Here is a 13,285-nt window from a genome sequence, read left to right as displayed (position 1 = left end):
GCCCTCTCACGCCCCTGCGTCAGACGCGGACGCCGCCTGGACCGTGGACAGATCGCGCCGCCTTGGGGACGAACCGGAATTCCTCAATCGGGGCGCGTCAGGCGCACGGATAGTCGTGCGCCATCCATTCGCGGAAAGCTTGGGTCACGCTGATGTTGCGACGGCTCTGCGGAATGGCGTTGAAACGGCTCAGGATGGCGTTGGGTGAGACGCTAACCTTGTCGGGCATGCAGGTTGCGGGCTGACGGCCGGCCGCCTTGGCCTGGGTCTGTTCGGCGCGCACGGTGCGAACGGCGGTTCGGAACTCGGCCATCAGGCGACGGGTGTCCGAGCGCAGCAGGGCGGTGGGGTTCTGCGGGATGGCGTTGGCGGTGGTCAGGAATTCCTGAACCGTCATGGCGTTGGCCGCGCCGGCGAAAAGGGTCAGCGCCAGGACGCCGGCTGCGATCGATCTGGTCTTCATTTGGTCCCCTCCAAAGCCCCCTCTGGCAGGGCGCAGATTGAACGCCGATATGTGTCGCAACTGCGGCGAAGCAGAACGGTCAAGCTGAAGATTTCGTAATGCGAACAAGGCAAAGGGCGCTCCGAGGAGCGCCCTTCGCCGGCTGGCGTTCAGCCCGACCTCACCATTTCAGGCTGAGGCGCGCATAGCCGTAGCGGCCGTTGAAACCGAAGGGCGAATAGTAGGGGAAGCCCAGAACGCCGTTGGAGTTCAGCGACGCCGGCACGAAGTCCGGATATTCGTCGAACACGTTATCCACGCCGATCGCCACGCCCACGCGTTCGGTCAGCTGGAACCGACCTTCCAGATCCACGACCGTCTTGGCCCCGGTGCTGTAGTCATTCGCCGCCGTCGAGCCGGGTTGCAGCACGTCGCCATAGTAGGTGGCGCGAACCGTGGCGCCCCACTTGTCCCGGCTCCAGTCCGCCGACGCCGAGACCTTGGTGTCGGGCGTGCCGTCTTCGATGGTCAGGATGCGTTGGCGGGCGAACAGGGTCGGCACCGGGTTCAGCACCGATGACGACGTCGGCACGCTGTTGACCGACACATCGTTGAAGTTGGCCGCGACAGTGAAATCGAAATCGCCGAGCGTGTCGGTCGGCAGGCGATACCGGCCGACGACATCCACGCCTTCGGTAGAGGTCGAGACGCCGTTCAGGAAGAAGCGCGCGGCCTGGACGCCTTGCGGATCCAGCAGGCCGGCGACTTGGCCCGAGAACGTTCGGTTGATCAGTTCGGACAGAACGATCTGATCGTCGATGTCGATCTTGTAGGCGTCAACCGTCAGATCGAAACGGCCCAGTCGCACTACAGCGCCGACCGAATAGTTGGTCGAGGTCTCGGCCTTCAGCGGACGCGCGCCAAGGGCCGCTGCGACGGTGCTGGTGGCCGGGAAGGTGCCGGTCTCGACCACGGCGCCGTTCTGGATCACCGAGGCGGTGGAGGTGAAATACGACTGCTGCAACGATGGCGCGCGGAAGGCGGTCGAGACTGAACCCCGCAGGGCGAAGCTGGGGGTGAAGTCATAGCGGGCCGACAGCTTGCCCGTCTGGGTGTCGCCGAAGTCGGAATAGTCTTCGAACCGCACGGCGCCTTCGACGCGCAGCTTGTCGGTCAGGGGGATTTCAACGTCGGCGTAGGCGGCGAAGTTGTCGCGATCGACATCCACGGCGTTCGAGGGCTGGAAGCCGACGAAGCCCTGGGCGCCGCCGGTCAGGGCCGTGTTGGCGCCCAGGGGGCCGCGGTTGTAGCTCTCGGGCTGACCGGCCTCGATCTTGTAGTTTTCCCAGCGCTGCTCCAGGCCCCAGGCGAAGTTCAGCGGGCCGCCGGACAGACCGACCTCGAACTCACGGCTGAAGTCGGCGCCCAGCACCAACTGGTGGTAGATCAGGCTGCCGGAATCGAAGCTGGTCGGCGAAGTCGCGCCGTAGGTGGAGTTCAGCGAATCCTCGGTGCGGAAGTCCAGGGCGTTGTGGCCATAGGTCAGGCTGATGTCCGTATTCCAGCCCGCCAGTTCGCCGCGCAGGCCTCCTGCCAGCGAAGCGTCCTTCGAATTGATGGCGACCTTCGGCAGGAAGCCGTTCGGGTAGATGGAGGCGACATTGTTGACGTTGTCGGACAGGCGAGGGAAGGCGGCGCCTTCGCTGTCGCGGTCCTGATAGCCGGCCCAGCCATAGGCCTCCCAACCATTGCCCAAACCCTTGCCGGCGTTGGCGAAGACGGTCCATTGCTCAACGTCCGGGTCGCCGAAGCGGGCGGTGATCGCGCCGTTCGCCGCCGTGCGGGGGTCATAGTCCGAGCGATTGGTCGCTTCGCGGTTCAGATACTCGGCCGACAAGGTCAGAAAGCCGTCGTCGCCCAGCGAGAACCCTTGCCAGGCCGAGGCCGTGACGGTGCCGCCATCGTTTTCGTCACGTTCGCCGCGCGCGGTTTTCACCGTGGTGAAATACTGGCCGTAGGTCACGCTGGCGCCGCCGCCGCTGGAGGCCTGCTTCAGGCGCAGGTTCACCACGCCGGCGATGGCGTCCGAGCCGTATTGCGCCGAGGCGCCATCGCGCAGCACCTCAACCCGGTCCAGAGCGCCGGTCGGAATGGTGTTCAGATCGACGGCGGCCGACCCGCGCCCCACCACGCCGTTGACGTTGACCAGGGCCGACGCATGGCGACGCGTGCCGTTGACCAGCACCAGCGTCTGATCCGGCGACAGGCCGCGCAAGGTGATTGGGCGGATCGAGTCAGAGCCATCGTTGGCGGACGGCCGCTGGAAGGTCAGCGACGGCACGGCCTGGGCCAGGGCGGTGGCGAACTCGGTCGTGCCTCGCGTCTGCAACGCCTCGGACGTGACAACATCGACGGGCGCCAGGGTGTCGAGGCGCGACCGGTTCTGGACCCGCGTGCCGGTCACGACGATGTCGTCCACCTGCGCCGCCTCATCGGCGACGGGTTCGGCGTTTTGAGCAAAGGCCGGGGCGGCGCTCAGCACGGCGAAGGTCGAGACGGTGGCGAGCAGAGCCGGTGCGGCGGCCCGACGAGAAAGAGAGCGCATTGAGAGATTTCCTAAAGTCTGTTTTTGGCGCGAGCGCGCATCGCCGTCGCTGAGCGCGACGGGCTTTTTATGTTCGGCTTGGATTGGGTATGGCGTGCGGTCTCAGCCGCAATATCGCGCGATGGCGGCCGGCGTCGCCAGGATATGGGGGGTAATCTTCATGGTCTCTCCAACCGCAAGGTCGGGGAGGTCCCGGCGGTCATGGCCATATCAGGGCGAAGGTGCGGCGGGTCAATCGACGCAGACGACCATGTTTTGTTGCAGCAGTCGGTAGGAAATCTATCGCCATGTAAAATGGGGCACTCCGAAGAGCGCCCCATTGGGGTGTGATATCGGTTGGCTTAGAAGTTGTAGCTCAGACGGCCGTAGAAGAAGCGGCCGTTGAAGCCATAAGGCGAGTAGCTCGGGTAGCCCACCGAACCGGTCGCGCCGTTGATGTTGGTCGGCGTGGCGGTTGGATATTCGTCGGTCAGGTTGTTCACGCCGACAGCGAGCGAGACGCCGAAGGGCAGGGTGTAGCGGCCCTCCAGATCCACCAGCAGCGCGTCGCCCGTTTCGTAGTCCAGGGTGGCGTTGTTGTTGGCGACCAGAACGCTGTCGTAGCTTGTGCCCTTCAAGGTCGCCCCGAAGTCGCCCAGCGACCAGTCCACGCTGGCGACGATCTTCTGTTCCGGCGTGCCCTGCTCAAACGACAGTTTGGAAGAGCGGTCGAACAGGAAGGCGTCGGACGGGGCAATGGCCAGGTTGCTGGGAACGGCTGGCGTCCTGGTCACCTCGGTGGAGTTGAAGTTGCCCGCCAGTGTGAAATCGAACCGCCCGAAATCCTGCTGTGTCCGATAGCGCGCCACGACATCGACGCCGCTGGTCGAGGTGTCGACACCGTTCAGGAAGAACCGCGCGCCGGTGACGCCGAACGGAGCGAGCAGCGCCTGAATGGCAGCCGTGGATTGCGCCGTCTGGCTGGGTCGCGACACGCCGAGCGTCTCGGAATAGATGATCCGGTCAGCGACATCGATGCGGTAGGTGTCGACCGTCAGCTCAAAGCCCTCATGTCGGAAGACCGCGCCGAGCGAGTAGTTGGTCGAGGTCTCGGGCTCCAGCGGCTTTGAGCCCAGGGCGATCGCGATAGGATCATCGACCCGGTACGAGCCGTTCTGCTGCAGCACCACGCCGCCCGCTGTGGCGACAAGGTTGGTGGCGATGTAGCTGAAGTACTGTTGCTGAAGGGCTGGCGATTTGAAGCCCGTCGAAATGGCGCCACGCAGGGCGAAGGCCTCGGTGAAGTCGTAGCGTCCCGAAATCTTGCCCGTGAATTGATCGCCGAAATCGGAATAGTCCTCGTAGCGCCCGGCCAGGCCGACGCTGAACTGCTCGGAGAATTTGCCTTCCAGATCGATGTAGGCGCTGATGTTGTTGCGATCGACATCGACCGCATTGGATGGCGCAAAGCCAGGGAAGCCCTGCGATCCGGCGCCGCCGGCCGTGACGGGGCCCTTGTTGTAGGATGTCGGCTCGCCTGCGGTGACGTTGAAGTCCTCGCGTCGGTATTCGACGCCGAAGGCGACGTTGAGCGGTTCGTACAGGTTCGCTTCGATCTGTTTCACCGCATCCACGCCGATGGTCAGTTGACCGTAGCTGAGGCCGCCGGCGTCGAACTGGGTCTGAGACGCGGCGCCATAGGAGGCATTCAGGGAATTCAGGACGCGATAGTCCAACTCGTTTCGGCCGTATCCGACCGAGATGTCCCAGTCGAAGCCGGCGGCGGGGCCTTTCAAGCCGCCGTAGATGTTATAGTCATCGATGTCGGCGGCGATGATCGGCAGGAAGCCATTGGGATAGATGGCGGTGACGTTGTTGGAGTTGTTGAAGGCGCGGGCGGTCGCCGCCGCCTCGGACTTGCGCTTCTGATAGCCGCCGAAGGCGTAGGCTTCCCATTCGCCGCCAAGCGGTTTGCCGGCGTTGAGATAGCCGGTGTAGGCTTCGGTATAGGGATCGCCGAAGCGACCGATGACGGTGGTCGCACTGCCTCCGTTGACGGCGGTGGTCGCGGCGTAGTCGGAGCGATTGGTGGGCTGGCGTTTCTGAACTTCGCCCGAAAGGGTCAAAAAGCCGTCGCCAAACAGGGGCAGGCCGATCCAGCCGGCGAGCGAGGTCTGTTCGCCGTCGCGGCGGCTGTGCTCGCCACGCGCGGTCGTGAAGTCGGTGTCGTAGATGCCGTAGTTGGCGGTGATGCCGCCGCCGCTCGATGCCTGGCGCAGACGCAGATTGATGACGCCGGCGATGGCGTCGGCGCCGTACTGCGCCGAAGCGCCGTCACGCAGGACTTCGACCGAGCCGAGGCTGATCGACGGAATCGTATTTAGATCGAAGGCGGTGGAGCCACGGCCAAGCGCGCCGTTGACGTTGACCAAGGCGCCGACATGGCCGCGCTGACCGTTGATCAGGACTAGGGTCTGGTCAGGAGCCAGACCGCGCAGGGTCGCCGGACGAACGTGATCCGAGCCGTCGGAAATGGCGGGACGAGGGAAGTTGATGGACGGGGCGGTGGCGGCGAGGGCGGCGGCCAGCTCTGTGCCAGTGCCCTGTTTCGCCAGAGTTTCGCCGGTGATGACATCGACGGGCGCGACGCTGTCGAGCCGGCTGCGCCCGACGGTGCGCGTGCCGGTGACGACGATCTCATCGACATCGGTGGCTTCACTTGGCGGAGGGGTTGTCTGGGCGAGCGCCGATGAGGCGATGAAGAGCGCGCTGGTGGAGGCAAAGGCCAACAGGGCCTGACGACCGTATCTGATTTTCATTGATAGTCCCCGACGATGCACGGCAGCCCTCTGTGTCGGCGCTCGGCAGGCCGCCATGCCGTCGCCCTCGGTCGGCTTCTCGAAAAGCGCAATAATCTTGCGCGGATAATCGAAACGCAGGCCGCAATTGCAGGCTGTGACCTCAATGTGACGACGTCAAGCAAGCTTAATGTCTAGATGCCCGTTTCGAAGATCAATGATCTGGCTTTGTTGTAATCTTGTCATAGGCCAGGGTGACGATCGGCCGTGCGGTTGGCGACCGTCTGCCACGCAGCAAAAAGGGCGCGTCCCTTGCGAGACGCGCCCTTGATGTCGTTGGGGATCCGGTCGGATCAGGCTTCGTCGCCGAAGCCTTCTTGTTGACCGGCGCCGCCTTCGATCAGTTCCTGGGCCGATTGCTCGGCGGCCTGGCGCTCATCGTCGAACTGGCTGCGGATCACATCCTCGCCCTTGGCTTGGCGCTCGGCCTCGTCCATCGAGCGGGCGATGTTGATCTTGACCGTGGCGCGGACCTCGGCGTGCAGGCGAACCGGCACTTCGTGGACGCCCAGGCTCTTGATCGCCGTGTTCAGGACGACCTGCGAGCGCTCGACCTTGCCGCCTTCGGCCTGGATGGCCTCGGCGACGTCGCGACCGGCGACCGAGCCGTACAGGTGACCGGTTTCACCGGCCTGACGGATCATGACGTAGGTCTGGCCGTCGATCTTGTCGGCGACCTTCTGAGCGTCGGCCTTGTTCTTCTCGTTGCGCTGCTCGATGGCGGCGCGGTCGAGTTCGAACGCCTTCAGGTTGGCGGCGGTGGCCCGGCGGGCCTTGTCGCGCGGCAGAAGGAAGTTGCGAGCGAAGCCGTCCTTGACAGTGACGACGTCGCCGATGGCGCCGAGGTTATCGACGCGTTCCAGCAGAACGACCTTCATCTCACTTCACCACGTAAGGCAGGAGGGCCAGATAGCGAGCGCGCTTGATGGCCTTGGCCAGTTCGCGCTGCTTCTTCTGGGAGACGGCGGTGATGCGCGAAGGCACGATCTTGCCGCGTTCGGAGACGTAACGCTGCAGCAGCTTGACGTCCTTGTAGTCGATCTTCGGCGCATTGGCGCCCGAGAACGGGCAGACCTTGCGGCGACGATAGAAGGGGCGGCGGCCGGCGGCGCCGGAGCCCGCCGGTGCGCCCGGGGTCGGGGCGGTGGTATCGGTCATGTTCCGGGTTCCTTATTCGGCGTCGGCGGCGGCGTCGTCGCGCGGGGTGCGCTCGCGCTCACGCTCGCGTTCACGCTCGCGGCGGGCCAGCAGCGGCGACAGTTCCAGGTCGAGTTCCTCGACGCGGACGGTCAGCCAGCGCAGCACGTCTTCGTTGATCGACAGCTGACGCTCGACTTCGGCCATGGCGGCCGGAGGGGCGTCGACGGCCAGCAGCGAATAGTGAGCCTTGCGGTTCTTCTTCACGCGGTAGGTCAGGTTGCGCAGACCCCAGTATTCGATCTTGGCGACCGAGCCGCCACCGGCGACGATCAGATCCTTGATGGTGTCATTCAGCGCTTCGGCCTGTTGCGCCGAGATGTCTTGGCGCGTCATGACCGTGTGCTCGTAAAGAGCCATGCGGTAATCTCCCTTGTGGGCGTCGGCGCGGAAACGACCGGGTAAGTCGGTCTCCACGATGGCTCCTGGCGCGGCGGCCGGACCGAACGTCCAACCCTTTGGTGCTCCGCGACAGGACCGAAGCCCTGGAAAGCGGGCGCGTATAGGGGAAAAGGGGCGAGGAGGCAAGGATGGCGGCAGACGCTTGTGGCGCCCCGCGACCCCGCCTAAACCAGCCCCATGCCGAAGCTGACGTCCGCGGTCGATCCGCAAAGCCAAAAGTACAAGTCCCTGCACGCGCACAACAGCGCCCTGGTCGCCGAGTTGCGTGACCATGTGGCCAAGGCCGCGCGCGGCGGGTCCGACAAGTCGCGCGAGCGTCACGTCGCTCGCGGCAAGCTGTTGCCGCGCGACCGGGTCGAGCGGCTGCTGGACCCCGGCTCGCCCTTCCTGGAGATCGGGCAGCTGGCCGCGCACGACATGTATGACGGCGAGGCCCCGGCCGCCGGCGTCATCGCCGGCATCGGTCGGGTGTCGGGCCGCGAGGTCATGATCGTCTGCAACGATCCCACGGTGAAGGGCGGCGCCTATTTCCCCATGACGGTGAAGAAGCACCTGCGCGCCCAGGAAATCGCCGAGCAGAACCGCTTGCCGTGCGTCTATCTGGTCGACAGCGGCGGTGCCAATCTGCCTCACCAGGCCGAGGTGTTTCCCGACCGCGACCATTTCGGCCGCATCTTCTTCAACCAGGCCCGGATGAGCGCCAAGGGCATCGCCCAGATCGCCTGCGTCATGGGCCTGTCCACCGCCGGCGGGGCCTATGTGCCGGCCATGTCGGACGAGACGATCATCGTCAGGAACCAGGGCGCCATCTTCCTGGCCGGGCCGCCGCTGGTGAAGGCGGCGACGGGCGAGGTCATCTCGGCGGAGGAACTGGGCGGGGCCGAAACCCACGGTCGTCGCTCGGGCGTGGTCGATCATGTCGCCGAGAACGATGAGCATGCGCTGGAGATCGTGCGCTCCATCGTCGCCAATCTGAACACGACCAAGGCCGTCGAGATGGATGTGCGTGAACCGCGCGCGCCGGCCTTCGACGCGGAGGAGCTGTACGGCCTGATCCCCGACGACGTGCGCGCGCCCTATGATGTGCGCGAGGTCATCGCCCGGCTGGTGGACGGGTCGGAGTTCGACGAGTTCAAGAGCCTGTATGGCTCGACCCTGGTGTGCGGGTTTGCGCGCATCTGGGGCTATCCGGTCGCCATCCTGGCCAACAACGGCGTGATCTTTTCCGAAAGCGCCCAGAAGGGCGCGCACTTCATCGAACTGGCCTGCAAGCGCAAGATTCCGCTGCTGTTCCTGCAGAACATCAGTGGCTTCATGGTCGGCGGCAAATATGAGGCGGGCGGCATCGCCAAGGACGGCGCCAAGCTGGTGACGGCCGTGGCCTCGGCCGAGGTGCCCAAGTTCACCGTCCTGATCGGCGGCAGTTTCGGAGCCGGAAACTACGGCATGTGCGGCCGGGCCTATTCGCCGCGCTTTCTGTTCACCTGGCCCAACAGCCGGATCGGGGTCATGGGCGGCGAACAGGCCGCCAGCGTCCTGGCCACCGTGCACCGCGACGCCGAGACCTGGAGCGCGGACGACGCCGAGGCCTTCAAGGCGCCGATCCGTCAGAAGTATGAGGACGAGGGCAATCCCTATTACGCCACCGCCCGCCTGTGGGACGACGGCGTCATCGACCCGGCCCAGACGCGCGATGTGCTGGGCCTGGCCATCAGCGCCAGCCTGAACGCCCCGATCCCGGAGACGACGTTCGGCCTGTTCCGGATGTAACCTATTGGTCCGCGCCTCGTTGTGAGCGGACACGCAGTTTGGAGACCCCCATGGCCGATCAACCGACCGAAGCCGACCTGAACGCCCTGGACGTCACCGACGCCGAGGCGGCCGAGATCAACAGCATCGCCCAGCCGCTGGTGCCCGATGCGGCGCCGGACGCCGATGACGATCTGGTGCAGATCGATTCGACCACCGATGGCGTCGTCTTCGTCACCATCAACCGGCCGGCCAAGAAGAACGCCTTCGACGCTGCGACCATCGCGGCCCTGCATGAGGCGTTCGAAACGCTGCATGGCGCGGACCGGGTGCGGGCCGTCTTCATTCGGGGCGCGGGCGGCACCTTCAGCGCCGGGGCCGATCTGAACTGGATGCGCGACGCCGCCGGCTGGTCCGAGAGCGACAACCGCGATGACGCCATGGGCCTGGCGAAAATGCTGAAGGCCCTGCACGACATTCCCGCCCTGACGGTGGCGGTGGTCGAGGGCAACGCCATGGGCGGCGGAGCGGGCATCGTCGCCGCCTGCGACATGGCCGTGGCGGTCGAGGGGGCGCGATTCGCCTTCTCCGAAGTCAAGCTGGGCCTGATCCCGGCGACCATCGCCCCCTATGTGATCGAAGCTGTCGGCGCGCGCCGCGCCCGCCAACTGTTCCTGACCGCCAACGCCTTCGACGCCGACTACGCCGCCCATGCCGGTCTGATCGATCTGGTCCTGCCCGAGGGATCGGTGGACGAGTTCATCTCGATGCTGAGCGACAGCCTGACCAACAATGCGCCGGGCGCGATGGGCGAGGCCAAGCGTCTGGTCAACGACATCGCCCACCACAAGATCGACAACGGTCTGATGGACGAAACCGCCAAACGCATCGCCCGCGCCCGCGTGTCGGACGAAGGCCGCGAGGGCGTCGCCGCCTTCCTGGAAAAGCGCAAGGCTAGCTGGACGGTCTGATTGCGCTGATCGGCCGCCGGAAACGGCGGTCGGCTTCAGGCGTAGTTGAAGCTGATCGAAATCCGATCGGCTTTCGCCAGATTGGTCGGCACCTCGTGGCGCAGCCAGCTTTCCCACATCAGCACCGTGCCGGCCTGAGGCTGCAGATAGACGAACGGCCGCTCGGCCTCGCTCGCGTCATCAGTCACCGACGGGCGGGCCATCATGAAGGGCAGGCGGGGGTCTTCCAGCTTCAGCGATGAGGCCCCGTCTGGCACGTCGACATAGACCGTGCCCGACAGGAAGGCGTGCGGGTGGATGTGACCCGTATGGCCGCCGCCGGGCTTCAGGATGTTGACCCACAGATTGTCGAGGCGGGGTTTGCGCGCCAGGTCGAAGTTCAGCGCCTTGGCGTAGGCGACGGCGTGGCGATCCAGATGCCGCTTCAGCTCGGCGAACTCCGGGAACCGCTGGGGCAGGTCGTTCAGCGATCCGTAGGAGGTGTAGCCGCGATAGGCGTTGGCCTTGCACCACCGGCGGCCGGCCTCGTCCTCCTCGGCCATCATCCGGATGACGTCGATCAGCTGTGCGTTGAAGTCGGACCAGCCGCGGCCGGCGGCAAGGGAGGCTTCATAGACCTGGGTGACGAAGAGGGGGCGCAGGGACATGGAAGGGGCTTAACGCCTGCCGCGTCGCGTGAGAAGGGTCGTGCTCTGCCTCTCGCCTGATGCGCACGATCCGGTTAAGACCGCTTCATGTTCAAGTCCGTCCTTGTCGCCAATCGCGGCGAAATCGCCTGCCGTGTCTTCCGCACCGCCAAGCGGGTGGGGATTCGCACCATCGCCGTCTATTCCGAGGCGGACGCCAACGCCCTGCATGTGCGCGAGGCCGACGAGGCGGTGCTGATCGGCCCGGCGGCGGCGCGCGAATCCTATCTGGACGGCGCCAAGGTGCTCGCGGCGGCCAAGACGACCGGCGCAGAGGCGATCCACCCCGGATATGGCTTCCTGAGCGAGAACGCCGACTTCGCCGAGGCTGTCGCGGCGGCGGGCCTGATCTGGATCGGGCCGGACCCGTCCTCGATTCGCGCCATGGGCCTGAAGGACGCGGCCAAGGCGCTGATGATCCAGGCGGGCGTGCCGGTGACGCCGGGCTATCAGGGCGCCGATCAGTCGGAGGAAACCCTGACGGCCGAGGCGGCGCGGATCGGCTATCCGGTGCTGATCAAGGCGGTCGCGGGCGGCGGCGGCAAGGGGATGAAACGGGTCGATGATCCGGCCGATTTCGCCGCCGGTCTGGCCAGCGCCAAGCGCGAGGGGGCGGCGGCCTTCGGCGACGACCGGGTTCTGATCGAACGCTATATCACCCGCCCACGCCATATCGAGGTGCAGGTGTTCGGCGACAAGCACGGCGAGGTCGTCCACCTTTATGAGCGTGACTGTTCGCTGCAACGCCGCCACCAGAAGGTGATTGAAGAGGCGCCCGCGCCGGGTATGAGCGAGGCTGTGCGCGCCGCCGTGACCGGGGCTGCGATCAAGGCGGCCCGGGCGGTCAACTATGTCGGGGCCGGGACCATCGAGTTCATCGCCGATGCCTCGGACGGGCTGAAGGCGGACGGCGTCTGGTTCATGGAAATGAACACCCGGCTGCAGGTCGAGCATCCCGTGACAGAGAGCGTGACGGGCGTCGATCTGGTCGAATGGCAGTTCCGCGTCGCGGCGGGCGAGCCGATCCCTCTGAAGCAGGATGAGATTCAGCTGAACGGCTGGGCCATGGAGGCGCGGCTGTATGCCGAGGATCCGGCCAACGGCTTCCTGCCCTCCATTGGCAAGTTGGAGCATTTCGTCATGCCCGCAGGCATCCGCGTCGACACAGGCGTGGAACAGGGCGGCGAGGTCAGCCAGTTCTACGATCCCATGATCGCCAAGCTGATCGTGCACGAGGACACGCGCGAGGCGGCGGCGGCGCGGCTGGCCGAAGCGGCGGGCGAGGTCGAGGTGTGGCCGGTCAAGGCCAACGCCGGCTTCCTGAAACGCTGTCTGGAGCACCCGCGCTTCGTCGCAGGCGACGTGGACACGGGCTTCATCGCGGCGGAGGAGGCGGCGTTGCAGCCGCAGCCGTCCGACGAAGCAACGCTGGCGGCCCTGACCCTGATTGCAGAAGCGGCGGCGGATGCGGTCGAGGCGCGTTCGGACCGGTTCAGCCCCTGGGGCGGCCAGCCGGGTCTGTCCTATGGCGTGCGCCTGAATGCGCCGGCGCAGACAACTGTCTGGGCCCATGTCGACGGTCAGGGCGTGTCCGCTGCGGTAACGCCGGTCGAAACTGGCTGGCGCGGTTCTCAGGGCGAAGTGGCTCATGTCGGGTTTGACCAGGTTCAGGCCGGGGATCGCCTGTTCGGCTATCAGGCCGTCGACGACGGTTTCGTCCTGTTCGTCGATGGCGAGGCGCGTCGCGTCACGCCCTATCGCGCCGCCGTGGGGTCGGGCGCGGGCGCGGTGTCGGACGGCTCCTTGCGCGCGCCCATGCCGGGCAAGATCGTGGCTACGCCGGTCAAGGCCGGCGATGCGGTGACGAAGGGGCAGCCGGTCGTGGTGCTGGAAGCCATGAAGATGGAGCATGCCCTGACCGCGCCCTTCGACGGCGTGGTGGAAAGCGTCGCGTCTCTTGGCGACCAGGTCGTCGAGGCGGCCGTGCTGGCGGTGGTGAAGGCGGACTAAAGTCCCACGCCGCCGATAGGGCGGGTGAAGATGGTGTCGCCAAAGGTGGCGATCAGAGCCAAGGCGGGTCGCATGACGCCTGTCTCGCGCATGCTGGCCGACCAGGCGTCATGCGTCGCCTTGCTCATCCACACCTCGGTCACCCACAGGGCGTCGGCGTCTTTCGGATCTTGCGCCAGCACATAGCTGTGGCAGCCTGGTCGCTTCACATTGGGGTCCAGCAGGCAAAGGCCCAGTTCGTCGCGGCGGCCGGCATGGGCCGTCAGGCGGGTAATCAATCCGTACATACTGGTCCTAAGCGCGCTAGGCGAAGTGAACTGCGCCGGAGAATGGTTAGGGGCCTAAGATTAAGAATCTGGCCAATGCGGCCAAGGGGCACTACGTGG

At 65.8% G+C, this 13,285-nt stretch carries 11 protein-coding genes; 3 read left to right on the top strand and 8 right to left on the bottom strand.

What is annotated here, in order from left to right; all coding sequences use genetic code 11:
* Positions 1–97: 97 nt before the first annotated feature.
* The 6 genes from E7T10_RS11515 to rpsF form a co-directional block, all read right to left on the bottom strand.
* Positions 98–463 carry a hypothetical protein gene (locus E7T10_RS11515; RefSeq protein WP_137721886.1) on the bottom strand — a complete coding sequence of 122 codons (366 nt, stop codon included), beginning with the start codon at positions 461–463 and terminating at the stop codon, positions 98–100.
* 160 nt (positions 464–623) lie between these two features.
* On the bottom strand, positions 624–3,047 hold the full coding sequence (locus tag E7T10_RS11510) for a TonB-dependent siderophore receptor (RefSeq protein WP_137721885.1): 2,424 nt from the start codon (positions 3,045–3,047) through the stop codon (positions 624–626).
* A 341-nt stretch (positions 3,048–3,388) separates the two neighbouring features.
* Entirely contained in the window at positions 3,389–5,845 is a 2,457-nt protein-coding gene (locus tag E7T10_RS11505) for a TonB-dependent siderophore receptor (protein WP_137721884.1), read from the bottom strand.
* A 332-nt stretch (positions 5,846–6,177) separates the two neighbouring features.
* Complete coding sequence (gene rplI / locus E7T10_RS11500; RefSeq protein WP_017506581.1) at positions 6,178–6,762, bottom strand: 50S ribosomal protein L9; 585 nt, start codon at positions 6,760–6,762, stop codon at positions 6,178–6,180.
* A gap of 1 nt (position 6,763) precedes the next feature.
* The gene (gene rpsR, locus E7T10_RS11495) at positions 6,764–7,042 is read right to left on the bottom strand and encodes a 30S ribosomal protein S18 (protein ID WP_008259463.1); all 279 of its coding nucleotides are present in this window, start codon (positions 7,040–7,042) and stop codon (positions 6,764–6,766) included.
* A 12-nt stretch (positions 7,043–7,054) separates the two neighbouring features.
* Positions 7,055–7,441 carry a 30S ribosomal protein S6 gene (gene rpsF / locus E7T10_RS11490; RefSeq protein WP_026108635.1) on the bottom strand — a complete coding sequence of 129 codons (387 nt, stop codon included), beginning with the start codon at positions 7,439–7,441 and terminating at the stop codon, positions 7,055–7,057.
* Positions 7,442–7,660: 219 nt separating this feature from the next.
* Between rpsF and E7T10_RS11485 the strand changes: the two genes are divergently transcribed.
* A complete protein-coding gene (locus E7T10_RS11485; protein WP_137721883.1) occupies positions 7,661–9,253 on the top strand; it encodes a carboxyl transferase domain-containing protein in 1,593 nt (530 codons plus the stop codon).
* Positions 9,254–9,303: 50 nt separating this feature from the next.
* Complete coding sequence (locus E7T10_RS11480) at positions 9,304–10,203, top strand: enoyl-CoA hydratase-related protein (protein ID WP_091746162.1); 900 nt, start codon at positions 9,304–9,306, stop codon at positions 10,201–10,203.
* A gap of 35 nt (positions 10,204–10,238) precedes the next feature.
* Here the strand turns inward: E7T10_RS11480 and E7T10_RS11475 are convergent, their stop codons facing one another.
* Positions 10,239–10,850 carry a TIGR02466 family protein gene (locus E7T10_RS11475; RefSeq protein WP_137721882.1) on the bottom strand — a complete coding sequence of 204 codons (612 nt, stop codon included), beginning with the start codon at positions 10,848–10,850 and terminating at the stop codon, positions 10,239–10,241.
* Between the two features lie 87 nt (positions 10,851–10,937).
* Here E7T10_RS11475 and E7T10_RS11470 point away from each other — a divergent pair, with 87 nt between their 5' ends.
* Entirely contained in the window at positions 10,938–12,899 is a 1,962-nt protein-coding gene (locus E7T10_RS11470; RefSeq protein WP_137721881.1) for an acetyl/propionyl/methylcrotonyl-CoA carboxylase subunit alpha, read from the top strand.
* On the opposite strand, the gene E7T10_RS11465 is transcribed toward E7T10_RS11470, so the two are convergent.
* Positions 12,896–13,186, bottom strand: a complete 291-nt coding sequence (locus E7T10_RS11465; protein ID WP_137721880.1) for an antibiotic biosynthesis monooxygenase family protein — start codon at positions 13,184–13,186, stop codon at positions 12,896–12,898. The two genes, E7T10_RS11470 and E7T10_RS11465, sit on opposite strands and share 4 nt — an antisense overlap.
* Between the last annotated feature and the right edge of the window lie 99 nt (positions 13,187–13,285).

It is taken from the genome of Brevundimonas sp. SGAir0440 (assembly GCF_005484585.1).
Classification (GTDB): Bacteria; Pseudomonadota; Alphaproteobacteria; order Caulobacterales; family Caulobacteraceae; genus Brevundimonas.
Note: the sequence above shows the minus strand (reverse complement) of the source record. Positions and strands in the feature narration are given on the sequence as shown.

Excerpts from the sequence above, each read along its gene's own strand:
- rpsR (WP_008259463.1), bottom strand. The coding sequence starts at position 7,042 with ATGACCGATACCACCGCCCCGACCCCGGGCGCACCGGCGGGCTCCGGC.
- E7T10_RS11470 (WP_137721881.1), top strand. The coding sequence starts at position 10,938 with ATGTTCAAGTCCGTCCTTGTCGCCAATCGCGGCGAAATCGCCTGCCGT.
- E7T10_RS11485 (WP_137721883.1), top strand. The coding sequence starts at position 7,661 with ATGCCGAAGCTGACGTCCGCGGTCGATCCGCAAAGCCAAAAGTACAAG.
- E7T10_RS11465 (WP_137721880.1), bottom strand. The coding sequence starts at position 13,186 with ATGTACGGATTGATTACCCGCCTGACGGCCCATGCCGGCCGCCGCGAC.
- rplI (WP_017506581.1), bottom strand. The coding sequence starts at position 6,762 with ATGAAGGTCGTTCTGCTGGAACGCGTCGATAACCTCGGCGCCATCGGC.
- E7T10_RS11510 (WP_137721885.1), bottom strand. The coding sequence starts at position 3,047 with ATGCGCTCTCTTTCTCGTCGGGCCGCCGCACCGGCTCTGCTCGCCACC.
- E7T10_RS11515 (WP_137721886.1), bottom strand. The coding sequence starts at position 463 with ATGAAGACCAGATCGATCGCAGCCGGCGTCCTGGCGCTGACCCTTTTC.
- E7T10_RS11480 (WP_091746162.1), top strand. The coding sequence starts at position 9,304 with ATGGCCGATCAACCGACCGAAGCCGACCTGAACGCCCTGGACGTCACC.
- E7T10_RS11505 (WP_137721884.1), bottom strand. The coding sequence starts at position 5,845 with ATGAAAATCAGATACGGTCGTCAGGCCCTGTTGGCCTTTGCCTCCACC.
- E7T10_RS11475 (WP_137721882.1), bottom strand. The coding sequence starts at position 10,850 with ATGTCCCTGCGCCCCCTCTTCGTCACCCAGGTCTATGAAGCCTCCCTT.
- rpsF (WP_026108635.1), bottom strand. The coding sequence starts at position 7,441 with ATGGCTCTTTACGAGCACACGGTCATGACGCGCCAAGACATCTCGGCG.